Annotated in this window: 23 protein-coding genes; 17 read left to right on the top strand and 6 right to left on the bottom strand. The window is 71.5% G+C overall.

The window, feature by feature from the left end:
* Positions 1-123 precede the first annotated feature (123 nt).
* A complete protein-coding gene (locus G6R20_RS15510) occupies positions 124-1,002 on the top strand; it encodes an alpha/beta hydrolase (protein WP_163376903.1) in 879 nt (292 codons plus the stop codon).
* A 110-nt stretch (positions 1,003-1,112) separates the two neighbouring features.
* Positions 1,113-1,322: a DUF2945 domain-containing protein gene (locus G6R20_RS15505; protein WP_132063866.1), complete on the top strand. Its 210-nt coding sequence runs from the start codon at positions 1,113-1,115 to the stop codon at positions 1,320-1,322.
* A 197-nt stretch (positions 1,323-1,519) separates the two neighbouring features.
* Here G6R20_RS15505 and G6R20_RS15500 read toward each other — a convergent pair whose 3' ends face one another.
* Positions 1,520-1,984: an SRPBCC family protein gene (locus tag G6R20_RS15500; RefSeq protein ID WP_069389847.1), complete on the bottom strand. Its 465-nt coding sequence runs from the start codon at positions 1,982-1,984 to the stop codon at positions 1,520-1,522.
* Between the two features lie 151 nt (positions 1,985-2,135).
* On the opposite strand from G6R20_RS15500, the gene G6R20_RS15495 reads away from it, so the two are divergent.
* The 3 genes from G6R20_RS15495 to G6R20_RS15485 are packed head-to-tail and all read left to right on the top strand — an operon-like array spanning position 2,136 to position 5,934.
* The gene (locus G6R20_RS15495) at positions 2,136-3,179 is read left to right on the top strand and encodes an ABC transporter substrate-binding protein (protein WP_240341506.1); all 1,044 of its coding nucleotides are present in this window, start codon (positions 2,136-2,138) and stop codon (positions 3,177-3,179) included.
* A 48-nt stretch (positions 3,180-3,227) separates the two neighbouring features.
* A complete protein-coding gene (locus tag G6R20_RS15490) occupies positions 3,228-4,808 on the top strand; it encodes an iron ABC transporter permease (RefSeq protein ID WP_163376935.1) in 1,581 nt (526 codons plus the stop codon).
* Complete coding sequence (locus tag G6R20_RS15485) at positions 4,801-5,934, top strand: ABC transporter ATP-binding protein (RefSeq protein ID WP_163376902.1); 1,134 nt, start codon at positions 4,801-4,803, stop codon at positions 5,932-5,934. Before G6R20_RS15490 ends, G6R20_RS15485 begins: the two co-directional genes overlap by 8 nt.
* Positions 5,935-6,200: 266 nt before the next feature.
* Here the strand turns inward: G6R20_RS15485 and G6R20_RS15480 are convergent, their stop codons facing one another.
* Both G6R20_RS15480 and G6R20_RS15475 read right to left on the bottom strand, forming a co-directional pair.
* Positions 6,201-7,034, bottom strand: a complete 834-nt coding sequence (locus G6R20_RS15480) for an SDR family NAD(P)-dependent oxidoreductase (protein WP_163376901.1) — start codon at positions 7,032-7,034, stop codon at positions 6,201-6,203.
* Positions 7,031-8,617, bottom strand: a complete 1,587-nt coding sequence (locus tag G6R20_RS15475; RefSeq protein WP_163376900.1) for an NAD(P)/FAD-dependent oxidoreductase — start codon at positions 8,615-8,617, stop codon at positions 7,031-7,033. Before G6R20_RS15475 ends, G6R20_RS15480 begins: the two co-directional genes overlap by 4 nt.
* A gap of 90 nt (positions 8,618-8,707) precedes the next feature.
* Between G6R20_RS15475 and G6R20_RS15470 the strand changes: the two genes are divergently transcribed.
* The 4 genes from G6R20_RS15470 to G6R20_RS15455 all read left to right on the top strand — a co-directional run bounded on the left by G6R20_RS15470 (position 8,708) and on the right by G6R20_RS15455 (position 13,163).
* Positions 8,708-9,745: an AraC family transcriptional regulator gene (locus G6R20_RS15470; RefSeq protein ID WP_067713037.1), complete on the top strand. Its 1,038-nt coding sequence runs from the start codon at positions 8,708-8,710 to the stop codon at positions 9,743-9,745.
* Positions 9,742-10,398 (top strand): TetR/AcrR family transcriptional regulator, encoded by a 657-nt coding sequence (locus G6R20_RS15465; RefSeq protein WP_163376899.1) that lies wholly within the window; start codon positions 9,742-9,744, stop codon positions 10,396-10,398. Before G6R20_RS15470 ends, G6R20_RS15465 begins: the two co-directional genes overlap by 4 nt.
* 206 nt (positions 10,399-10,604) lie before the next feature.
* On the top strand, positions 10,605-11,594 hold the full coding sequence (locus tag G6R20_RS15460) for a diiron oxygenase (RefSeq protein WP_163376898.1): 990 nt from the start codon (positions 10,605-10,607) through the stop codon (positions 11,592-11,594).
* A gap of 9 nt (positions 11,595-11,603) precedes the next feature.
* Positions 11,604-13,163, top strand: a complete 1,560-nt coding sequence (locus G6R20_RS15455) for an FAD-dependent oxidoreductase (protein WP_163376897.1) — start codon at positions 11,604-11,606, stop codon at positions 13,161-13,163.
* A 68-nt stretch (positions 13,164-13,231) separates the two neighbouring features.
* Here the strand turns inward: G6R20_RS15455 and G6R20_RS15450 are convergent, their stop codons facing one another.
* The 3 genes from G6R20_RS15450 to G6R20_RS15440 all read right to left on the bottom strand — a co-directional run bounded on the left by G6R20_RS15450 (position 13,232) and on the right by G6R20_RS15440 (position 16,176).
* Positions 13,232-14,032: a hypothetical protein gene (locus G6R20_RS15450; protein WP_163376896.1), complete on the bottom strand. Its 801-nt coding sequence runs from the start codon at positions 14,030-14,032 to the stop codon at positions 13,232-13,234.
* Between the two features lie 114 nt (positions 14,033-14,146).
* Positions 14,147-15,592, bottom strand: a complete 1,446-nt coding sequence (locus tag G6R20_RS15445; protein ID WP_163376895.1) for a protein adenylyltransferase SelO — start codon at positions 15,590-15,592, stop codon at positions 14,147-14,149.
* Complete coding sequence (locus G6R20_RS15440; protein ID WP_346010052.1) at positions 15,589-16,176, bottom strand: potassium channel family protein; 588 nt, start codon at positions 16,174-16,176, stop codon at positions 15,589-15,591. The genes G6R20_RS15445 and G6R20_RS15440 overlap by 4 nt, the downstream gene beginning before the upstream one ends.
* Between G6R20_RS15440 and G6R20_RS15435 the strand changes: the two genes are divergently transcribed.
* The 8 genes from G6R20_RS15435 (at position 16,139) to G6R20_RS15400 (ending at position 22,504) form a co-directional block, all read left to right on the top strand.
* Positions 16,139-16,807, top strand: coding sequence for a hypothetical protein (locus G6R20_RS15435; protein ID WP_240341512.1), 669 nt, complete (start codon positions 16,139-16,141; stop codon positions 16,805-16,807). The two genes, G6R20_RS15440 and G6R20_RS15435, sit on opposite strands and share 38 nt — an antisense overlap.
* A gap of 15 nt (positions 16,808-16,822) precedes the next feature.
* A complete protein-coding gene (locus G6R20_RS15430; RefSeq protein WP_163376893.1) occupies positions 16,823-17,353 on the top strand; it encodes a DUF2243 domain-containing protein in 531 nt (176 codons plus the stop codon).
* Positions 17,354-17,359: 6 nt separating this feature from the next.
* A complete protein-coding gene (locus G6R20_RS15425; protein WP_240341505.1) occupies positions 17,360-18,280 on the top strand; it encodes a cytochrome c oxidase assembly protein in 921 nt (306 codons plus the stop codon).
* Positions 18,281-18,307: 27 nt separating this feature from the next.
* The gene (locus G6R20_RS15420; protein WP_120285546.1) at positions 18,308-18,523 is read left to right on the top strand and encodes a hypothetical protein; all 216 of its coding nucleotides are present in this window, start codon (positions 18,308-18,310) and stop codon (positions 18,521-18,523) included.
* A complete protein-coding gene (locus tag G6R20_RS15415; RefSeq protein WP_096906501.1) occupies positions 18,523-18,819 on the top strand; it encodes a hypothetical protein in 297 nt (98 codons plus the stop codon). Before G6R20_RS15420 ends, G6R20_RS15415 begins: the two co-directional genes overlap by 1 nt.
* The gene (locus tag G6R20_RS15410; protein ID WP_163376892.1) at positions 18,816-19,346 is read left to right on the top strand and encodes a bifunctional adenosylcobinamide kinase/adenosylcobinamide-phosphate guanylyltransferase; all 531 of its coding nucleotides are present in this window, start codon (positions 18,816-18,818) and stop codon (positions 19,344-19,346) included. Before G6R20_RS15415 ends, G6R20_RS15410 begins: the two co-directional genes overlap by 4 nt.
* A complete protein-coding gene (locus tag G6R20_RS15405; protein ID WP_346010051.1) occupies positions 19,295-20,248 on the top strand; it encodes a dihydrodipicolinate synthase family protein in 954 nt (317 codons plus the stop codon). The genes G6R20_RS15410 and G6R20_RS15405 overlap by 52 nt, the downstream gene beginning before the upstream one ends.
* 84 nt (positions 20,249-20,332) lie before the next feature.
* Positions 20,333-22,504, top strand: coding sequence for a DUF2156 domain-containing protein (locus G6R20_RS15400; protein WP_163376890.1), 2,172 nt, complete (start codon positions 20,333-20,335; stop codon positions 22,502-22,504).
* Positions 22,505-22,715: the final 211 nt, after the last annotated feature.

The raw sequence follows: 22,715 nt of genomic DNA, 5'->3' as shown, positions 1-22,715 counted from the left end.
GGATCATTGCTGGTCACCGCACCGGTTCGGCGGGATCGACGCCAGGCGGGACCGGTCGCGTGAGAAGGCTCACCTCGTCGTCGTCGACCCGCCGGATGTTTAGGCACCCCTAGGCTCGTCGACATGACCGAACACCGGGTGGACATCGACGGCCGCACGGTGGCCGTGCACGAGTGCGGAGATCCCGCGGGGGCGCCGCTCATCCACTTCCACGGCACGCCGGGATCACGGCTCGAGGCGGACTTCGGGGCTAGGCTCGCCGAACGGGCCGGCGTCCGCGTGATCGGATTCGACCGACCCGGGTACGGCCGGTCGGACGCAGGGCCGATCAGCCTGGCCGGCGTCACACGTGATGTAGAGGCGATCGCCGACGCCCTGGGCCTCGGGCGGTTCGCGGTGTCGGCGTGGTCGGGGGGTGGGGCGTTCGCGCTGGCCACCGCCGCGGCGCTGCCCGGGCGGGTGCTGCGGGTCGGGGTCTGCGGTGGTCTCGCGCCGTACGAGGGCAGGCCGGGCGCGCGGGAATCACTCACGCCGAACGACCTCGACGCGCTGTCGCACCTGCCCGACGACCCGGCCCGGGCGGCGGAGGTGTTCCGCACCGGCAACTCCGACTTCCTCGACGCGATGCTCTCGGTCCGCGACGACGAGGCGACGCCCTGGGTCGACTGGATGTTCGCGGCCAGCGACCCGGCCGTGGTCGCGGACCCCGACGCCCGACACGCCCTGTTCGTCAACTTCCGCGAGGCGCTGCACCGGGGCGCCGACGCGATCGCGTGGGACAACGTCGCGTTTGTGGGGCCCTGGGGTTTCCGGGTCGAGGACATCGCCGCGCCGGTGCTGCTCTGGTACGGCGACGACGACGAGATCGCCCCACCCGACCACGGGCGATGGCTCGCCGCGCATCTGGCCTCGGCTCACCTGACGGTCTACGAGGGCCAGGGGCACCTGCTGCCGCTGGCCCACTGGGACGAGATGCTGCGCGCGCTGACCGCGCCGGCGTGAGGTCGCCCGTGTGAGTTCGCCCGTGTGAGTTCGCCCGTGTGAGCTCGCCCGCTCGAGCTGGCGGGAGAGATGGCCGTGCACTCCCGCCGCCCGGCGCACATACTGGCCGCATGAGTGACTACCTGAAGGGCGACCACGTCGAGTGGAACTCCGAGGCCGGGATGGTGCGCGGCGTGATCCGCGAGATCCACACCGAGGACGTCGAGTTCAAGGGGCGCATGCGGCGCTGCAGCACGGACGAACCGCAGTACGAGATCGAGAGCGACAAGACCGGCCACCTGGCCATGCACAAGGGCTCGGCGCTACGGAAGATCGACTAGCCGGGGCCGGCGCGCGCGGGGGGCCGGCCTCGCGCACAGGCAGGAGCAGCCCGCGCTGCGGCGGGGGCTGCGGCGGGAGCAACCCGCCACGATTGGCACATCCACGTGCGATCCACCGACGGAGGCCCATCGGTGGATCGCACTCGGATAGGTGGATTTCGGCTGTTACGGACGCGGGCCGGCGGTCACGGCCGAGCTCAGCCGGAGACGGCGGAGGCGAGGTTGGACAGCGAATCCTCCATCTGCTGCTCCGACACCAGTGGGAACGACACCTTCTTGAGCACGTCCTTGTCCGTGACCTTGGACCAGTCGTAGGTGTGACGCACCAGCGTGGAGTCCGGGCCCTGCGCCTCGAGCTCCCAGACCCACTCCCAGCCCTTGGGGTCGGTACCGGCGGGCGCGGGCTGCCACGCCAGGATCTTGTCCTTGCCGAATCCGGTCACGTGGTTGTCCATGCGGTACTCACCGCCCATGTGCTCGCCCTCCATGTCCATGGAGAAGACGTCGCCGACCTGCTGGATGCGGTCGGACTTGTAGTCGCCCCGGACGAAGCCCGACCCGTCGAGACGGGCGTGGTTCTCCGGGTTGGAGAGGAACTCGAAGATCTCGGCCGCCGAGTGGTCGATCACGCGCTCGACGGTGATGGCAGTGGAATTACTCATGACCCCACCGTGCACCCCGGGACAGCGGAACGCATCCGGTCGGTCGTCCGCTCCGAATTCACCGTGGATTCACCCCGATAGCCCCAGCCCGACCGATGCGGGTGCCAGGATGGGATATCGATTCGAAGGTCCTAGATTGGGAGTGGTCGCTGTGTCGAGGTCTGTTGGTCGCCGGGCGGTTCTGGCGTCGGTCGCGGTGTTCGCGGCCGGCGCCCTCGGATTGGCGGGCTGTTCCGAGCCCGCCACCACGGGCTCCGGCGAGACGTCCGACTCCGCGGCCGCGTCCGGGGAGGTCACCCTGTACACCTCGGAACCCCAGGCCAAGATCGACGAGATCATCTCCGCGTTCAACGAGGAGCAGCCGGACATCGAGGTGAAGGTCTTCCGTGCGGGCACCGGCGACCTCAAGGCCCGCATCGAGGCGGAGCGGAGCACCGGCGCGGTGGCCGCCGACATCCTGCTCGCGGCCGACGTCCCGACGTTCGAGCAGTACAAGGACCAGGACCTCTTCCAGGAGTTCGAGCCGAGCGAGGCCGACGCCATCGAGGATGTCGCCGTCGATCCGGACGGGTTCTACGTCGGCACCCGCATCATCCCCACCGTGATCGCCTACAACACAGGTGACGTCACGGACCCGCCCACGTCCTGGGCCGAGTTGGCCGAACCGGAGTACCTCGACCGGATCATCCTGCCCAACCCGGACGTCTCCGGTGCGGCCGCCTTCAACGCAGCGGCGTGGAGCCTGCAGCCCGACCTCGGCGAGGAGTGGATCAACCGGCTCGGCGCCAACAACCCGCAGGTCGCCGAGTCGAACGGCCCCGTCTCCCAGGCCGTCGCCGAGGGATCCAAGCCCGTCGGCATCGTGGTGGACTACCTGGTCCGCGATCTCGCCGCGCAGGGCTCGCCCATCGCCGTGAGCTACCCGAGCGAGGGCGTCCCCTACATCACCCAGCCCGGCGCGGTCTTCGCCGACGCCCCGAACCCCGAGGCCGCCAAGCTCTTCCTCGACTTCATCGTGTCCCAGAAGGGCCAGCAGATCGCGGTGGAGCAGAACTACCTGCCCGTCCGTGACGACGCCGGAACCCCCGGGGGCGCCCCGGCGCTCACCGACATCACGCTGTTCGACCAGGACCTCGAGGCGATCGCCGCCTCCCAGGACGAGGCCGTGGCCACCTTCAACGCCGCCGTCCGGTAGGTGACGCTCCCCCTCCGGCTGGCACTGTGGGCGTCCCTCGCGGGCGTCATGGTCGTGCCCCTGGCCCTGGTCATCTCCCTGGGGCTGGGGGCGAACCACCTCCCTGAACTCATCGAGCAGGGCCTGCTCCGCGCCACCGCCAACAGTCTCGTCAGCTCACTGCTCTCGGCGATCGGGGCGGTCATCATCGGCACGCTGATGGCGTTCCTGCTCGACCGCACCGACCTGCCCGGTCGCGGCGCGCTCCGACTGTTGCTGCTCACCCCGCTGTTCATCCCGCCGTTCATCGGCGCCATCGCGTGGAGCGGCCTGCTCACCGACGGTGGCCTGGTGGACCGGGTGCTGGGGTTCTCCCCGTGGAACTTCTACGGCGGGCCCGGGGTGGTCTTCCTCCTCACCCTGCACGCCTACCCGATGGCCTACTTCGTGGTGGCCGCGGCGCTGCGCAGGATCCCCGCCGAACTGGAGGAGGCGAGCCGCCTCTCCGGTGCCCGGCCGTCGCGGACGCAGGTCGACATCACGCTGCCGCTGATCCGCCCGGCCATGGCGGCGGCGTTCACCCTGACCTTCGTCAGCGGGATCGGCGACTTCGGCATCCCCGTCATCGTCGGCCTCCCGGCCGGGTACGAGACGCTCTCCACCATGGTCTACCGGTTCCTCGAGTCGGGTTCCGTGGCCTCACCGCTGCAGACCGTCTCCCAGATCGGGGTGGTGCTGCTCCTGCTCGGCGTGCTGGGCACGCTGCTGGACCGGCAGGTCACCAAGGGGTCCGTGGAGTTCGGCGGCACCGGACGTCCCGCCGACCCCCAGGCCCTCGGCCGTGCGCGCGTCCCGCTCGGGGTGATCGCGTGGGTCGTCAGCGTCGTGGTGACCCTCGCCCCGCTCGTCGGGCTGGCCGTCCGGGCGCTCCTGCCCGCCCCGGGGGTCCCGCTCACCCTTGAGACCGCGACCCTGGACAACTTCCGCCGCGCGCTCACCGCCTCGACCACCATCGACGGCGTGACCAACTCCGTGGTGCTCGCGCTCGGCGCCGCCGTGGTCTGCGGCGTCCTCGGCCTGCTCGTCGCGCTGTTCACCACGCGGTTGGCCGGTCGTGACCGGGAGCCGATGCTCCTGTCGGTGCTGCTCCCGCAGGCCGTGCCGGGCCTCGTGATCGCCACCGGGTGGCTCATCCTCGGCCGCTACACCGGGCTGTTCAACACCCGCTGGGTCATCCTCGGCGCGTACGTCACGGCGTTCACGGCGATCGTCGTCCAGACCGTCCGCGGACCGCTCGCGGGGATCCACTCGTCGATGGAGGAGGCCGCGCGGATCGGCGGGGCGAAGGCGCTGCGCTCCCGCCTCGACACCAGCGTGCGCCTGGCGTTGCCGTCGGTCGGGATCGGCATGATCATGGTCGCGGTGACGGCGGTCCGCGAACTCACGCTCTCGGTCCTGCTCGTCGCGCCCGGCACCCAGACCCTCGGCGTGGTGATCTTCCAGTACCAGCGGGCGGGGGACTACAACGCCTCCTCCGCCCTGTCCGTGGTCCTCATGGTGGTGGGCCTGCTGGTCCTGGCCGCCTTCGGCGCCCGCTACAGCCGACCCGCCACCGGGTCCGAATCCGCACCCAGGAGTATCCGTGCCTGAACTCGTCGCCCACGGCGTCGGCGTCCGCTTCGGCGAGACCGTCGCCCTCGACAACCTCGACGTGGGGGTGGACTCCGGCCGGATCCTCGCGCTCGTGGGGCCGTCCGGGTCCGGCAAGTCCACCTTCCTGCGCGCCATCGCCGGATTCGAACGACCCACCGCGGGAACGATCCGGGTCGGCGACAGGACCCTGGTCGGCGACGGCATCCACCTCCCGCCCGAGGAGCGGGGTCTCGGCATGGTCTTCCAGCACCACGCCGTGTGGCCGCACCTCAGCGTGGAGGACAACGTCGCCTACCCGCTGCGGCGTGCGAAGGTCCCGGCCGCCCGGCGGCGCCGACTCGTCGCGGAGGCACTCGAGACCGTCGAACTGGGCGACTTCGCCCGTCGTCGCCCCGACACCCTGTCCGGCGGCCAGCGGCAGCGGGTCTCGCTCGCCCGGGCGATCGTCGCGCGGCCGGGGGTGCTGCTCCTCGACGAGGCCCTGTCCGCACTCGACGAACCCCTCCGCGCGTCCCTCCGACTCATGCTCCGCCGGCTGGCCGCCGAGCACGACCTCACGATGGTCCACGTCACCCACGATCGCGGTGAGGCACTGGCGATCGGGGACGAGGTGGCCGTTCTCCACCGGGGCCGGCTGGTGCAGTGCGACGTGCCCGACCAGCTCGACGCCGCGCCGAACAGTGCGTTCGTCGCGGGCTTCCTGCACGATGCCACACTCGTCGACGGGACCGTCTCCGGTGACGGGTTCCGGTCCGACTCCGGCGGGATGACCCTCCGCCCCGAGGCGCTGACCGGCCCGGCCGGGTCCGTGACGGGCCCGGCGACGCTCGCCCTCCTGCCGGCAGGGCTCGCCCTGAGCACTCCCGGCGCCGGGGTCGAGACCGCGGCCGGATCAGAATTCGGGCCGGGGGTCGGGGCCGGTCCGGGGGTCGGGGCCGGGCCCGACCGGATCGGCGCGGAGTTCGTCACCTCGCTGTACGGCCGTAGCGGTCGGACCGTCATCTGCCGGCACGGGGACATCGAGCTGCGGGTCCTCGTGCCGACGGGCACCGCCGTGCCGACGCGGGTGGGCGAGGCCGTGGGGATCGACGTACGTCGCGGGTTCGTCTACCCCCGCGACTGAGACGGGAGCCCGAGCCCACGGACCCGAACCCCGGGCCCACAGCCCACAGCCCACAGCCCACGGCCGCGGGCCCGGGCCCGGGCCCGCGGGGCTCATGGGGTCGATCAGCTCCTGGTTGTCGTCACGCAGGTCCACGGCGCACCACTGAGGGGAGCGGGTGATGATCTTGTCCGGCCGAGCAGAGGAATTCGCCTGTATCGCCCGAGTGGCTCTGCGCGAAATCCTCTGCTCGGCCGCAGTGGGCCCGTCCCCGGACCCGGGCCAGGTCAGCGACCGCGCGCCACGACTCTGCCGATGAGGCGCGTCGAGCCCAGGAAGGGCACGCGGGTGAAGCGCTTGGAGTACCAGAAGAACGTCGCCAGGGCGTCGGGCGTGATCACCACTCGCCGGGCCTCGATGCCACGCACCGATCGCCGCGCGATGATCTCCGACGTCAACCGCGTCCGCGACAGCAGCTTGCGTGCCATCTCGTCCGCCTGCGCGTCCTCACCGGACAGGGAGTCCGCCAACCCGGACCGGAAGAACTGCGGGCAGATCACCGACGTCGACACCCCGCGGGGTCGCAGCTCGGCGTCCAGGGTCTCCCCCAACGCCACCGCCGCGGCCTTGGTCGCGTTGTAGGCGCCCATCTGGGGTGCATGCACGAGCCCGGCGGCGGAGGCGGTGATGACCAGGCGGCCACCCCGACCCAGCTTGGGGGCGAGCGCCCGGCATCCGCGCACCACCCCGAGCAGGTTGATGTCCACGATCCGCTGCCACGCCTCCATCGAGGTGGAGCCGAGCGCACCGCCGATCGCGATCCCCGCGTTGTTGACGAGGATGTCCAGCGACTCGATCTCCTCCGCGGCGGCCCGCCAGTCGTCATCCGAGGTGACGTCGACCCGGCGGTACGTCCACCGCCCCACCAGTTCCTGCACGGCGGGCGGGGGCTCGGCGTGGAGGTCCGTGAGGATCACCTCGTCCCCGAGTGCCAGGTACTCCCTGGCCAGCGCCAGCCCCAACCCCGACGCGGCACCGGTGATGAACACGCGCCTGCCACCACCGTCGGCGGCCGCCCGCCCGGACCGTTCGGCACTCTTCCGTCGGAGAAATCGGCTCATGCGGTGGCCACCTCGTCGTCGTAGTCGTCTTCGTGATCCTGTGCGTCCTCGACCTGCCCACCGTCGCGGCCGACGCCGACCGCCTCGCGCCCACGGCGCGCGTCGGTGAGCTCCACGCGGTCCCCGAACGCCATCTCGCGGCGCTGGTCACCGAAGGCAAGCTCGGGGATCTCCACCAGGAAGTTCTGGACGTAACGCCACGGGCGGGTCGTGCCCTGCTTGGGGAACTTGTGGCCGTCACGCTGGATGTACCCGGCGTCGAAGTCCAGCAGGAGCTGGTCGGCGGGCCCGGCGGGAGGGCGCGGCGCGTACACCGACTCGCCCGCCTTCCAGAGCTTGACCATGTACCGGGAGACCAGATCCGCGCGCAGTGTCCAGGACGAGTTGATGTAGCCGACCGTGAAGCTGAAGTTGGGCACTCCCGCCAGCATCATGCCGCGGTAGGTCGCCAACCTCGGGACGTCCAGCGCCTCGCCGTCGATGCTCAACGTGCCGCCGCCGAACGCCTCGAGCCGCAGGCCGGTGGCGGAGATGATGACGTCGGCCTCGATCTCCTCGCCCGACCGCAGGCGGATCCCGGCCGGCGTGAACCGGTCGATGTGCCCGGTGACCACCCGTGCGCCACCACGCTGGATCGCCCGGAAGATGTCCCCGTCGGGGGCCTTGCACACACGCTGGTCCCACGGCCGGTACGGCGGGGTGAAGTGCTCGTCGATCTGCTCGGTCGAGATGTAGCGCCTCTGCATGAGCCGCAGCCCCGCCTTGAACAGCCAGGGCAGCCGCTGTGCGATGACGAACTGGGCCGTGTCCCGCGCACCGTGGTTGAGGCGCGCCGCCCGGTAGCTCCACGGAGCGGGCAGCAGTCGGCGCCACACCGCGCTGATGAGGTCCTTCTCCGGCAGCGGGCCGACATAGCTGGGGGTGCGCTGGAGCATGGTCACGTCCGCGCCCAGCTCGGCGAGCGCCGGCACCAGCGTCACGGCCGTCGCGCCCGACCCGATCACCACGAACTTCCGGCCGGTGTAGTCGAGGTCAGCGGGCCACTGCTGGGGGTGGATGATCTCGCCGCGGAAATCCGCCTCGCCGGGGAACTCGGGGCGGAACCCCTCGGCGTGCGAGTAGTAGCCGGAGCCGAAGTGCACGCGCCGCGCCCACACGATGCGTTCGCCGTCATCGGTGACGCAGGTGATCCGGTAGAGCTGGTGATCACTGCGCCAGTCCGCGTCGGCGACCCACGAGCGCAGGTGCAGGCGGTCCAGCGCGCCGGCCTCGCGGGCCGTGTCGCGGAGGTACTCCTTGATCTCCGCGCCGCTGCCGAGGGTCGAGGCGTGTGGCCAGGGCCGGAACGGGAACCCGAAGGTCGCCATGTCCGAGTCCGAGCGGATGCCGGGGTAGCGGAACGTGTGCCACGTGCCCCCCAGGTCGTCATGGGCGTCGTGCATCTCCCATCGCCAGTCGGGGAACGCCTCGTGCACGTGGTGGGCCAGGTCGATGCCGGACAGGCCCGCCCCGACGATCAGCAGGTCCAGCGGGTCTCCGGGCGCTGCGCCCGGGCCGTCCGGACGCTCGGTGGAATTGATCATGACCGGTACGGTATCCGCTGACGGCACCGCAGGCTTGCCGGAATGCGCCAATAAGTTGCTCGATCGCGCCAAGTGCCGCAGGGTGGTCCCATGGCGTTCATCCGATCGGCCGGCCTGCGCGGGGTCCGGCAGGTGGTCACCGAACTCGGCGGCGACCCCGACGACCTGGCCCGCCGGTCCGGGCTCCCCGCCGGCGCGCTCGACAGTGACGAGATCCTGGTGGAGGACCTGTCGATCGCCCTCCTGCTGGAGACCGCTGCCGCGGAGCTCCGGTGCCCCGACCTGGGACTGCGCGTCGCCGGGCACCAGGATCTCGACATGCTCGGCCCGGTCGCCGTGGCCGTGAAGAACGCCCGGACCACCACGCAGGCGCTCGAGGTGACCTCCAAGTACCTGTTCTTCCACTCCCGCTCGATCGAGATCACCGTGGTGCCCGATCCGCGCGACGAGGCCGACATCCTGGGGGTGCGGTTCGGCTACCGGGACCCCGGGCAGCTCATCCCGCCGCAGACGGTGGATCTCGTCCTGCTCTTCCTTCACCGCGCCATGCGCAGTGTGCTCGGCGGGGACTACGGCCTGGTGTCCGTCGACCTGCCCAACCCGCTCAACACCGACGCCGCGCGGTACGAATCGCTCTTCGGCGCGCCGGTCACGCCGTCCTCCCCGGCCGCGGTACTGCGCGTACCGTCCGCCCTCTTGGGCCGCACCATCTCCGGCGGCGACGAGGCGGTCCAGCAGCTCGCCCTGCGGTACCTGGATCAGCACATCCCCGAGGACCGGCGGAGCATGACCGAACGGACGCGCGCGGTCCTGCACCAGTCCCTCGACACCGGCACCTCGTCGCTGCCCCGGGTCGCAAGATTGCTCTCGGTCTCCCCACGCACGCTGCAACGCGGGCTGGCCGGGGAGGGCACGAGTTTCGCGACCCTGCGGGACGAGGTCCGCCGCGACATCGCAGTGCGCCTGCTCACCACGACGGAGATCCCGCTGGCCCAGATCGCCTCGGCGCTGGCCCTCGGCGACGCCACGACGTTCAGCCAGTACGCGAGGCGCTGGTGGGGGATGACCGCACGCGAGTTCAGGCACGGGCACACGACCCCGCCCGGAGTGGGACAATCGCGCACATGAGCGACACCCCCGCGTCCGACCCGTTGGCGATGTTGCGTTCCGGGCGAAGCCTCCCGGACGGCACCTCGATGGACGACCCCATCCGGGAGCAGATCCTCGACGCGGCGTCCGCACAGTTCGAGAGCGTGGGGATCGCCCGGTGCACGATGAACGACATCACCCGGCGGGCCGGGCTGGCGCGGATGACGCTGTACCGGCGCTTCGCCACCAAGCAGGAACTGGTCGAGGCGACGCTGCTGCGCGAAGCCGCCTGGTTCCTCGCCGACCTGCAGCGGGAGATCGACGCCCACGCCACGGTGGAGGACAAGCTCACCGAGGGCTTCGCGTTCACCGTCGAGACGCTCCGCGACCACGACCTGCTCAACCGCCTGCTGGAGACCGAGCCGGAGGCGACCGTCCCGCACTTCACGGTGCAGGGGGCGCCGCTCATCACCGCCGCCGCACACTTCCTGGCCGCCGAGATCTCGCGGACCGTCCCCGACTCCCGCCCCTACGAGGAACTGCTCGTCGGGGCCGAGCTCACGGTTCGCCTCGTCATCTCGTTCGTCCTCACGCCGTCGACCGCCATCGATCTGGACGACCCCGAGGTCTCCCGGGCGTTCGCACGCACCCACCTGGGCCCGCTGCTCGGCGGTGGACTCGCCGAGGGCTGACCCGCACCGCCGTGCAGAGCCCCGCCGCGCAGAGTCTCGCCGCGAGGATCCCCGCCGCGCAGATCTGAACCGAACCTCATGAATGGTTGACGAATCGCCTCTGCGTGTCTAGCGTCAGGTACAAATAGATCGCGGATGTCACTCTGTCACCGTCGATCTGCAGTCCACGCTCCCGATCCACGAGTCGGGAACCGGAAGGATGAGCCATGACCACTGTCGCCCCCTCCCCGTCGGCCACCACCGAGGAGTACGAGGACACGCTCCGGCGCCTGTCGCACGCCTCGGTCCACCGCAGCTTCGACGCCTTCAAGGACATCCCGTGGGACGACCCGGACTTCGCGGTGGACCCCACCGACGAGCGCTGGATCCTGCCCGCCGGGATCGACCCGCTCGGCGGCCACCCGTGGTACCTGGGGCTGCCCCGGGAGAAGCAGATCGCGATCGGCCTGTGGCGTCAGGCCAACATCATGAAGGTCGGCCTGCAGTTCGAGAACATCCTCATCCGCGGGATCATGCAGTACGTCTTCAAGAGCCAGAACGGCGCCGCGGAGTTCCGGTACCTCACCCACGAGGCCACCGAGGAATGCCACCACACCCAGATGTTCCAGCAGGGCGTGAACCGCATCGGCGCCGACGTGCCCGGCATGGCGCGGTGGATCCGGCGGCTGTCCCCGATCATCCCGCTCGCCGCGGGCCCGTTCCCGGTGGCGTTCTTCATCGGCGTCCTGGCCGGTGAGGAACCCATCGACCACACCCAGAAGCAGGTCCTGCGCAACTCGGACACCCTGCCGCCGGTCCTGTCCCGGATCATGGAGATCCACGTGGCCGAGGAGGCCCGGCACATCTCGTTCGCGCACACCTACGTGGCCCGCAACGCCCCGCGGATGTCGCGCAACGAGTCGTTCCTCGTGTCGCTGGCCTTCCCCGTGATCATGCGGGTGCTGTGCGACGCGATCCTCAAGCCCACCAAGGAGTTCCGCGAGACGTTCGACATCCCGGACGAGGTCGTCCGCGAGCTGTACTGGGACAGCCCCGAGTCGCAGCGGTTCCTGTCGGACCTCTTCGGCGACGTCCGCAAGCTCGCCGAGGACTCGGGCCTGATGAACCCGGCCGCGCGGCGGGTGTGGAAGGCCCTGAAGATCGACGGGCGCCCCTCCCGGTACCGCGGCGAGCCGCCCGTGGCGTTCCGCGACTAGGCCGCCGACATGCCCCACGTCGTCACACAGGCCTGCTGCGCGGACGCCTCATGCGTCCACGCCTGCCCGGTCAACTGCATCCACCCGACCCCCGACGAGCCCGACTTCGCCACCGCCGAGATGCTCTACATCGACCCGGTGTCCTGCGTGGACTGCGGGGCGTGCGTGGGGGCGTGCCCGGTCGGGGCGATCGTCCCGCACACCGCGTTGGCCCCCGAGCAGCAGGACTTCCTCGGGATCAACGAGGCACTGACCGGGGACGACCGGCCGAGCAGGCCCCAGGCCCGCGTCCCCACGATCGTCCGCCTCGGCCCCACCCGGACGACCCTGCGGGTCGCGGTCGTGGGAGCCGGCCCCGCCGCGCTGTACGCGGCCGACGAGCTCCTCCGCCAGCCCGGCGTGGAGGTGACGGTGTTCGATCGGCTCCCCGTCCCCCACGGGCTCGCCCGACACGGGGTGGCGCCCGACCACACCAGCACCCGCGCGGTCGCGGACCTGTTCACCGCGATCGAGGAGCAGCCCGGGTTCGGCTACCGGCTCGGCGTGCACGTCGGCGAGGACATCACCGCCGAGGAGGTGGCGGCCCACCACCATGCGGTGGTGTACGCGACCGGGGCCGGGACGGACCGCCCCCTGGACATCCCGGGGGTCGACCTGCCGGGGAGCACGTCGGCCACGCGGGTCGTCGGGTGGTACAACGACCATCCCGACCACGCCGACGCCGACGTCCCGCTGGATCACGAGCGGGCGGTGATCGTCGGCAACGGCAACGTGGCACTGGACGTCGCCCGGATCCTGGCCACCGACCCGGAGCGGCTCGCGGGCACCTCCATCGCCCGCCACGCCCTCGAGGCGCTGCGCGGCAGCCGGGTCCGCGAGGTCGTGGTTCTCGGCCGTCGCGGCCCCGAGCACGCGGCGTTCACCCTGCCCGAGCTGGTCGGACTCGACGCACGGGAGGACATCGACCTGCGCGTCGACGCCCCCGACGGCATCGACCCGGACGCCGCGACCACCAGACAGGGCCGCCTGAAGCTGGAACTCCTTGCCCGGATCGCCGACCGGCCGAGCCGCGGGACCGCGGAGACGACCCCTCGTCGCCGGATCATCCTGCGTTTCGCGACCGCGCCCGTGGAAGTCGTGGGCACCGCGCGGACCGAGGGCCTGCGGGTCGTGCGCACGGAACCGGTCACCGACTCCCACGGCCGGGTGCGCGCCGTGCCTCGCCCGGGCTCCGCGGAGACCCTCGCGGCGGGCCTGGTCCTGGGCTCGGTGGGCTACCGCGGCGTGGCGGTGCCCGGGGTGCCGTTCGACCCCGCGTCCGCGACCATCCCCAGCCGCGAGGGCCGCGTCCTCGACGCCGCCGACGGCCGCGAGGTGCCCGGGCTCTACGTGGTCGGGTGGATCAAGCGGGGTCCGCGCGGGTTCATCGGCTCCAACAAGACGTGTGCGCGCGAGACGGTCAACTCTCTGCTCGCCGACGCGAACGAGGGTCGCCTACCCACTCCGGGCCCGGCCGCGCGGTTCGAGGAGTTGCTCCGGAGCCGCCGTCCGGTCCCGGCGACCGTCTAGCCGTACCGAACCGTCCAGCCGTACCGAACCGTCCAGCTGTACCGAACCGCCTGGGTGTACCGAACCGCTCAGGCGGCCTGGTCGGCCGCGACCTGATCCGCGATGACCCTCGCGAGCCGCGCCAGCGGGGAGGCGCCGTCGACGTCGGCTTCGTACAGAGCGGCGTACCCCGCGTCGCGATAGGTCAGCAGGGTGTCGGTGACGTCGTCGAGCTGACGGAGCAGATGGGGCGACCACCGTCCGGGATGCTCCACGACGTGCAGACGCAGGGCGACCCGGGTGCGGGAGTCGGGGAGGTTCTCGATCAGCTCGTCGTAGACCTGGACGGGCGTCAGGTCCGAGTCCCTCACGGCGCCGCGGAGAAGGTTCGACGGCTGCACGCCGCTCAGCGGATCGCCCGGCACCGACACCCAGTGGGTGCGCTCGGGGATCGGTCCGCGGCGCGGTCCCGCCACGCCCTGCCCGCCCGGATCGGACGTGCCGACGAGCCAGCGGTCGCGCGGCCGGAACGGGTCGGCGATCAACCCCACGGCGGCGACCCGGTCGAAATCCTCCGGGTGGGCGTCCATCCAGTCGTGGATCACCCGGGTGCCGCAGCACGCCCCGATGAGCACGAGGTCGTCGGACGGGTGGAGATGGACGAGGCGGTTGAGGTCGGCCACCCCGGCCGCGGACGCCGATTCCCAGGTGTGCGACCGCCGGAGCCGACCCGACCCGGGCGCCGGCCACTGCACCCGAACGGCCTCCCGGGCGCCTGTCCATTCAACGAGGTCGTCGACGAACCGTCCGAGAATGGCCGAGGGCTGGCGGTACCCGCCGTCGCTGTCCGCGATGAGTAGTCGCACGTGGTGGCCTCCCGCCCGTCTCACGGCCCGGCCGTAAGATTGATGTGACAACCTCATTGTCGTACGAACGGCTGACAAACAGCACCCACGGAAGATAAATGTTTCGTATCAATACGCGCGTACTGCTGGGGAGGCGCGTCAGGTACCGCAGTAGGTGACGTGCGGCGCGGCCTCGGGAGGGGCGGGACGTTCATAGCGCTCGTAACCGGCGCGCCGGGTGTAGGGGTCGGTGACGACGACGAGGAGTTCGGACAGCGGCCCCAGGTCCCCTGCCGTGGCCGCGTCGAGGGCCTCCTCGACGAGATGATTGCGCGGGATGTAGATCGGGTTGACCCGGTCCATCGATCCCCGGTCGGGTCGACGGGCCCGCCATGTCGTCACCCAGCCCTCCGCGAGCGCTCCGACCAGCTCGCGCACCGGCTGATCATCCCCGTCCGCGGCCGCCCCGAGCGCGCGGAAGAAGCCGGTGTAGTCGGCCCGCGTCGCGCTGAGCAGCCGGGACAGCTCGTCGATGAGGTCGGTCGCCTCGGTGTCCCCGACCTCGTCCGGCAGGCCGATCTTGGCGCGCATCCCGGCCGTCCACGCCCGCTGGTAGTGCTCCGGGAACGTGCCCAGCACCTCGGTGAGGAGCCGGACCGCCTCGTCCTGGTCCGGGTCGACCAGCGGGACGAGGGTCTCGGCGAACCGGGCGAGGTTCCACTGCAGAACCGGCGGCTGGTTGGCGTAGGCGTAGCGGCCACCGGTGTCGATGGAGCTGAAGACCGTGGCCGGGTCGAACTCATCCATGAAGGCGCACGGCCCGTAGTCGATGGTCTCGCCCGAGATGGTGGTGTTGTCCGTGTTCATGACGCCGTGGATGAACCCGAGGAGCATCCAGCGGGCCACGAGCTCCGCCTGGCCGCGGAGCACGGACGCGAACAGCTCCAGGTACGGGTTCTCCGCGTCGGCGGCGTGCGGGTGATGCCGGGCGATGGCGTGGTCGGCCAGCCGACGCAGCAGCTCGTCGTCGTCGACCGATCGCGCGAACTGGAACGTCCCCACCCTCAGGTGGCTCGCGGCGACGCGGGCCAGCACCGCGCCCGGCAGCGGCGACTCGCGGTACACGGTGTTCCCGGTGGCCACCACGGCGAGCGAGCGGGTGGTGGGGACGCCGAGCGCGTGCATCGCCTCGCTGATGACGTACTCGCGGAGCATGGGGCCGACCGCGGCCAGTCCGTCGCCACCGCGGGCGAACGGGGTGCGCCCCGAACCCTTGAGGTGCAGGTCACGGCCATCGGGCAGCTCCCCCATCAGCAGGGCCCGCCCGTCGCCGAGCCGGGGCGAGTACCCGCCGAACTGGTGTCCGGCATAGGCCTGGGCGACCGGCGTGGCCCCGTCCGGCACGTGAGTGCCCGTCAGCACCCGCACGCCCTCCTCGCCACGCAGGTAGTCGGCGTCCAGGCCGAGCTCGTCGACCAGCGCGTCGTTGAGCACGAGCAGCCGCGGCCCGGACGCCTCCGCGGCCTTCCACGGCACACCCAGTTCCGGGAACTCGCTTGCGTACCGGGTTCCGAGAGTGAGGGGACGTGCGGTGTCCGTGGTCATGGCCCCGACGATACGGACGAGCCGCCGGGCGGGTGGTCACGCGAGTCCCCGGCCGGGCGCCCGCCCCCCTCCTCGGCCGGGCGCCCGGGCGCCGGCGCTGCGGACAGTTCACGGCGCAGCGCTGCGAGTTCCCGTGTCAGCTCGGCCACCTGGGCCCGGGTCGCCGCCTGATTGGCGTCGTCCTGCTCACCGACCCGCTCGACGATCCATGAGGCGAGCGTCGCCGTGACCACACCCAGCAGGGCGATTCCCGCGATCATCAGCCCCACGGCGATCGCCCTGCCCACCGCGGTCACCGGGGAGTAGTCGCCGTACCCCACCGTCGTGACCGTGACCGCCGACCACCACAGTGCCTCCCCGTAGCTGGAGATCGACGCTCCGGGCGCGCCTCGTTCAGCGTCGAGCATCGCGAGCGATGACACCACTAGGAGCACCGCCGTCCACCCCGCCGCGTAGGTGATGACCTGGCCGCGCACCGCGGTGCCCGCCGAACGATGCATCACCCCCAACAACGTCACCAGCCGGAGCAGGCGCAGCGGACGCAACATGGGCAGCACGATCACCGCCACCTCGTACCAGTGCATGAGCAACCACCGTCCCCGCTGCTCCGCCAGCGCCCTGCTCGGCGGCGTCATCGTCCAGGTGGTCGCGACCAAGCTGGGCGTGGCACACGTGATCGACCCGCAGATCATGCTGCGGATCCAGGGCTGGGCGCTCGACTTCCTCATCGTCGCGGCGATAGGCACCCTGTCCCTGCAGGCGATCGGCGAGAACATCGGCGCCTTCACGATCCTCGCCGTGGCCGGCATCCTGGTCAACGTCGGCATCTTCCTCTGGCTGGCACCGCGGATCATCGGCCGCTACTGGTTCGAGCGCGGCATCGGAGACTTCGGCCAGTCGATGGGCGTCACCGCCACCGGCCTCATCCTCATGCGCATCGTCGACCCCGATGCCCAGAGCCCCGCGTTCGAGGCGTTCGGCTACAAGCAGCTCGTCTTCGAACCGTTCTTCGGCGGCGGACTCGTCACCGCGATGGCCGTGCCGATCATCTTCCTCACCGGCGTCTGGCCGCTGTTCATCACCATGCTGGTCGTCTTCCTCGTCGCCGTCCTGTCCGGACTGCTCTACTTCCGTCCCAGGGAGATGAAGGAACGGGCCGAGTGGAAGAAGGCCGGGAAACCGGAGGACGAATCCGACACCGCCACCGCGAGCTGACCACGGCGACCGCCCATGCCCACGCCGTCGACGCCCGCCCCCGCCGCCGGGCCCGTACCTGATCCCGCACCCGATCCGACCGCCGGGCGACGCCTGGTGCTCTCGGGATTCCTCTTCGGGTGCGGGATCGCCGGCTCGGTCATCGACCTGTTCGTCTTTCACCTGCTCCTGCAGTGGCACCACTTCTACGACCTGTCCACCACGACGACGGCGCTGGTCGCTGACGGCCTGTTCCACGGGGCGACCTGGCTGATCACCGTGTGGGGACTGTTCACGTTCGCCGACGTCCGCCAGCAGATCGCCGTCCCGTGGACCCGCTGGGCCGGGGCGGTCCTCACCGGCATCGGGTTCTTCCAACTGGTCGACGGGATCGTGTTCCACAAGCTCCTCGGCATCCACCAGATCCGCTACGGCGTGGACCTGCTCGTCTACGACCTGGTGTGGATCCTCTCCGCGATCATCCTGCTGACGATCGGCCTGGTCATGCTGCGCCGGACCAGGAACACAGCTCTGCCGGCCCCCACGATTCGGCGGCCCCGGAGCTGATCGACGGTGGACGCCGGACACGCGCACCACGGTCACGACGCCACGTCGGGAGGCGCCGGAGTGGTCGACACCTCGCCGGGAGACCACTCGACCCCCGTCGCCGCCGAGTGGTGGATCCTCGAGTCCGTCGGACCGGCCGTCCTCGTCCTGACCCTCACCGTCTATCTGCTCGGTGTGTACCGGCACCGCGACCGCGGACCGTGGGCCGGGTGGCGCACCGCCGTCTGGATCGCCGGGCTGACCAGTGTGGGCGTCGGCTGGGCCGGTCCGCTCGCGGAGGCGGCCCGCCACGACTTCACGGCCCACATGGCCACCCACCTGCTCGTGGGCATGATCGGCCCGCTGCTCCTCGTGCTGGCGGCCCCGGTCACCCTGGCCCTGCGGACGCTCCCGACGGCGGGCGCGTGCACCGTGTCCGCCGTCCTGCGCTCTCCGCCCGCACGGGTGGTCACCCACCCGGTCGTCGCCGCCATCCTCAACGGCGGCGGACTGTGGCTCCTCTACGCGACCGACCTCTTCGAGCTCATGCACCGGTCGATGGCCCTGCACCTGCTGGTCCACGTCCACGTCCTGCTGGCCGGGATCGCGTTCACCGTGGCGATGATCGGCCCGGACCCCAACCCGCACTGCGCCTCGCTGCGCGTCCGCGCGACCGTGCTGGTGGTGTTCATCGCCGCCCACTCGATCCTCGCCAAGTGGCTCTACGCGCCCCCGCCCGCCGGCGTGGACCCGGCCGACGCCCGCGCCGGCGCGCAGCTCATGTACTACGGGGGCGACGTGGTCGACCTCGTCATCCTCATCCTGCTGTCCGCCGGGTGGTACCCCGGCTCGGGCCTCCGAACCCGGCTGTTGCCCGGTAACCCCGCGCGAAAAAGCCGCAGACGCCGCGAACGCCGTATCCCTCGCGCCGGGCAGCGCCTAGGATAAGAAAAACCCGATCCGGAGGGGTACGCCGTGGCCACGAAGAAGCGCTGGAACGACCTGACCGACACGCAGAAGACGGTCCTGCTCACCCTCATCTCGGTGCAGGTGTCACTCGCCGCGACCGCGTGGGCGGACCTCGCCTCCCGGCCCGCGGCGAAGGTGCGGGGCTCCAAGGGCAAGTGGGCCGCGATCATCGCGATCAACTTCATCGGGCCGCTCCTCTACTTCACCCGCGGGCGGCGGTAGTGAACACCCGGTCACGGGCCGGGCTGGCCGCCGGTGTCCTCCTCGTCGTCGTCCTCACCCTCGGCGCGTGCGCGGCCGGACCCAACGTCGACGTCGCCCCCACCGGCGCGGGGTTCCTCCTCGGCCTGTGGCACGGGATCATCCTCCCCGTCACCTTCGTCATCTCCCTGTTCACCGACACCGTGACGATCTACGAGGTGAACAACAACGGCAACTGGTACGACTTCGGCTTCGTCGTGGGACTGGCCCTGTTCTCCGGCCCGGCCCTCGCCGGCGGCCGGGGGCGGCGGGGATGACGCGCGTCCTGGTGACCGGCGGCGTCCGATCCGGCAAGTCCCGGCACGCGGTGCGACTGCTCGGCGGCACCGACACGGTGACGTTCGTCGCGCCGGGCCGCCCCGCCGACGAGCTCGACGACCCCGACTGGGCAGCACGCGTCGACCACCACCGGGCACACCGGCCCGCGGGGTGGCGCACCCTCGAGTCCCCCGATGTGGCCTCCGCGCTGCGCCACGCCCCCGGCCCGGTCCTCATCGACTGCCTGGGCACCTGGCTCACCGCCACCGTCGACGACCTGGGACTGTGGGACGCCCCCGCCGACGAGGCGCGCGCCGCCGTCGACGAACGGACCGACGCCCTCTGCGCCGCCCTCACCGCCCGCGACGACGTGGTGCTGGTGACCAACGAGGTCGGATCCGGGGTCGTGCCCCCGTACCGCTCGGGCGCCGTGTTCCGAGACCTGCTGGGCGCGCTCAACCAGTCCGTCGCCGAGTGCTGCGACGAGGTGCACCTGGTGGTGTGCGGGCGGGTCCTCACGCTGTGACCGGGCACGTGACGACCGGCCTGAGCGCCTTCCCGCTCACACCTATGAGCGATGACCGGGTCGACGAGAGCGCCTATGCGGCGATCATCGAGCGACTGGTACGCGCGGGCGTCGACTCGATCGGTGCGCTCGGTTCCACCGGTTCGTATGCCTACCTCGACCGCGAGGAGCGGCGCCGGGTCGCCGAGGCGACCGTCCGACACGCGGCGGGGGTTCCGGTGATCGTCGGGATCAGTGCCCTGCGGACCTCCCACGCGCAGGCCCTCGCCCACGACGCGCAGGCGGCCGGCGCCTCGGCGGTGATGCTCGCGCCCATGAGCTACCAGCCGCTCACCGACGACGACGTGATGGGCCTGTACACGGACGTCGCCGGTGAACTCTCCGTGCCACTGGTGGTCTACGACAACCCCGGCACCACCCGTTTCGGATTCACGCCCGAGCTCTACCTGCGACTGGTCGAACTCCCGCAGGTGGCCTCGATCAAGATCCCGCCGCCGCCGGCGGAGCCCGCAGCGGCGCGTGAGCACCTCGCCCGACTGCGCTCCGCGGTGCCCGAGCGTGTGGGCCTGGGGGTCTCCGGCGACCCCTCGGCCGCGGCGGCACTGCTCGCGGGCTGCGACAGCTGGTACTCGGTGCTGGCCGGCACCGTCCCGGGCCCCGCCCTGGCGATCGCGCGGGCGGCGCTGTCCGGTCGGGCCGAGGAGGCGTTGGCCGAGTCCGCCGGGCTGGCGCCGCTGTGGGAACTCTTCTCCGCGCACGGCAGCCTGCGGGTGGTCGCGGCCGTCGCCGAGATCCTCGGGCTGGCCGCGGAGAACTGTCTGCCCCGGCCCGTGCTCGGGCTCACCGGTGCCGACCGGACGTCCGTAGAGACGGTGGTCACAGCCCTTTCGCTGGGGAAATAACCGCACACTCATGCCGACGGCTCCATACTTGGACCATCCGCCCCCACCCCGGCCCCTCGCCGTGCGCCGCCCCCGGAGGACCTCGTGAGCACCGACCAGTTGACCGAGAAGTCCGACGAGCCCGCCGCACCCTCGCCCGTGGCCGCCGTCGCCCGCGCGGTCGCCACGGCGGCGCGGCGGCTCCCCGTCACGGCGGTGATCGTCGCCGCGCTGCTCGTCACCGGGGTGGTGTTCGAGGCCCTGTGGCGCAGCGCGGGCGACGCCACCTGGTTCCCCGAGGTCGCCTATGGCGTGCCCGCGTTGGAGGGCGGCCGCTGGTGGACACTCGTGACCGGGCCCTGGCTCGGGCTCACCCCGCTGCAGCACGTGTCCCTGCTGGTGCTGGTGGCGGCCGGTATCGGGATGGGCGAGTGGCGCCTGGGCCCGGTGCGGACCGCGCTGACCGCGGCCGTCGGGCAGCTCATCGGCGTGCTCGGGGCGGTCGCCGTGATCGTCCCCGGCGACGCGGTCGGCTGGGAGTGGGCCACGGAGCTGTCGGTGGTGCTGGACGTCGGCTGCTCGACCGCGGTGATCGCCGTGCTCGCCGCCGCCACGGCCACCCTCGTCTCGCCCTGGCGACTGCGCGCGCGGGCGCTGCTCTACGGCTATGTGATCGTGTCGTTCCTGTTCGTCGGGAGCCTGGCCGACCTCACCCACTTCATCGCGTTCGTGGTGTTCCTCGCCGTCGGCGAGCGGTTCTTCTCCGGCACCGAGCACGGCCTGCGGCCGCGGACGCGACGGGAGACCCGGCTCGTGGTGTCGGCGGGCATGTGGTTCATCGCCGCGGTCCACGTGGTGGTGTACTTCCTGCCCTCCGACGGCCCCCTCGGACCCACCGAGGCCGAGGACGTGAACCTGGTCGGCATGCTCCTGTCCGTCCTCATCGCCGCGGCCACGGCGGAGCTGCTGCGCCGTGGCTACCGGGCAGCGTGGGGCGTGGCCCTCGCCTATGCCCTGGTCACCGCGGTGGTCACCCTCGTCGTCACGGTCCTGGTCGTCGCCGCGGACTTCGAGTCCCTCGGCGCCGTCACCCTCGGTACCGGTCTGCTCTGGGTGGGCGAGGCCGTGCTGCTGGTGGTGGGCCGGGGCGCGTTCGGCGTGCGGGTGCGGCGACGGGTGACCGGGTCGCGCGTCCATTCCGACGACGTGGTGGAGCGCGTCCGTGAGCTCATCCGGCGCCACGGCGGCAGCACGATGTCGTGGATGATCACGTGGCAGCCGATGAACTACTTCTTCGGCGCGGGCACCAGCACCGCGGGCCCCGACTCGGCGGGCGTCGTGGGGTACCGGATGCACGTCGGCACCATCATCGCGCTGGCCGACCCGGTCGCCGACCCCGCCGATCGCGACGTGCTGCTGAGTTCGTTCGTCGACTTCGCCGAGGCGCAGGCCGCCGTCCCGTGCCTGTTCTCGGTATCCGGGGAGACGGCCGACCGGATGCGCGCGCACGGGTGGCGGGCGCTGCAGATCGCCGAGGACACCATCATGGATCTTCCCGACCTGGCCTTCGCGGGCAAGAAGTGGCAGAAGATCCGGTCCGCGATGAACAAGGCGGACAAGAGCGGCACCACCTACGTCTCGGGACTGCTGCGCGAGCAACCAGCGGCGGTGCTGGCGCAGGTGCGGGAGATCTCCGAGCAGTGGGTCGGAGACAAGGAGCTGCCGGAAATGGGCTTCACGCTCGGCACGGTCGAGGAGGCGCTCGACGACGACGTCCGCATCGCGCTGGCCGTGGACTCCGGCGGGGTGGTCCAGGCGGCGCTGTCCTGGCTGCCGGTCTACCGCGGCGAGCCCGACGGTGGGGTACGCGGCTGGACCCTGGATCTCATGCGCAAGCGCAACGGCCCCGGCGCGAACAACATGGTCGAGTTCCTCATCGCCCGCTCCGCGCTGGAGTTCAAGGACGAAGGCGCCGACTACGTCTCGTTGTCCGGTGCCCCGTTGGCGCGTAGTGGCGACGACGACGAGGTGGCCGTCCTCGACCGCGGACTCGATCTGCTGGGTCAGGCACTCGAGCCCTACTACGGGTTCCGGTCGCTCCACCAGTTCAAGTCGAAGTTCAATCCGAGGATCGAGCCCGTCTACCTGTGTTTCCGCGACGAGGCGGACCTGCCGCGAATCGGGGTGGCGATCGGCCGGGCGTACCTGCCGGGAGCGACGACCCGCCAGCTCGCGGCCCTGGCCCGCTCGGGCCCCTCGGAGACCGTCGACGTCTGACGTCCCGGGGCGGGACGCACCACTGCGCCCCGGACCTCCCGGCATCCGCTCCCGCGCCTGGCGTCTCGCTCCCGAGCCTGGCGCCTTGCCCACCGGCCCGCCCTGCATCCGCTCCCGCGCCTGGCGTCTCGCGCCCCCGCCTGACCGCCCACCACGCAGCCGCTCCCGCGCCTGGCGTCTCGCGTGCCCCGGCGGGCAGGCGAGAGTTCAT

The organism is Dietzia sp. Alg238-R159 (genome assembly GCF_900537145.1).
Classification (GTDB): domain Bacteria; phylum Actinomycetota; class Actinomycetes; order Mycobacteriales; family Mycobacteriaceae; genus Dietzia; species Dietzia kunjamensis.
The sequence above is the reverse complement of the archived record's forward strand: the minus strand, read 5'-3'. Positions and strand labels throughout refer to the sequence as shown.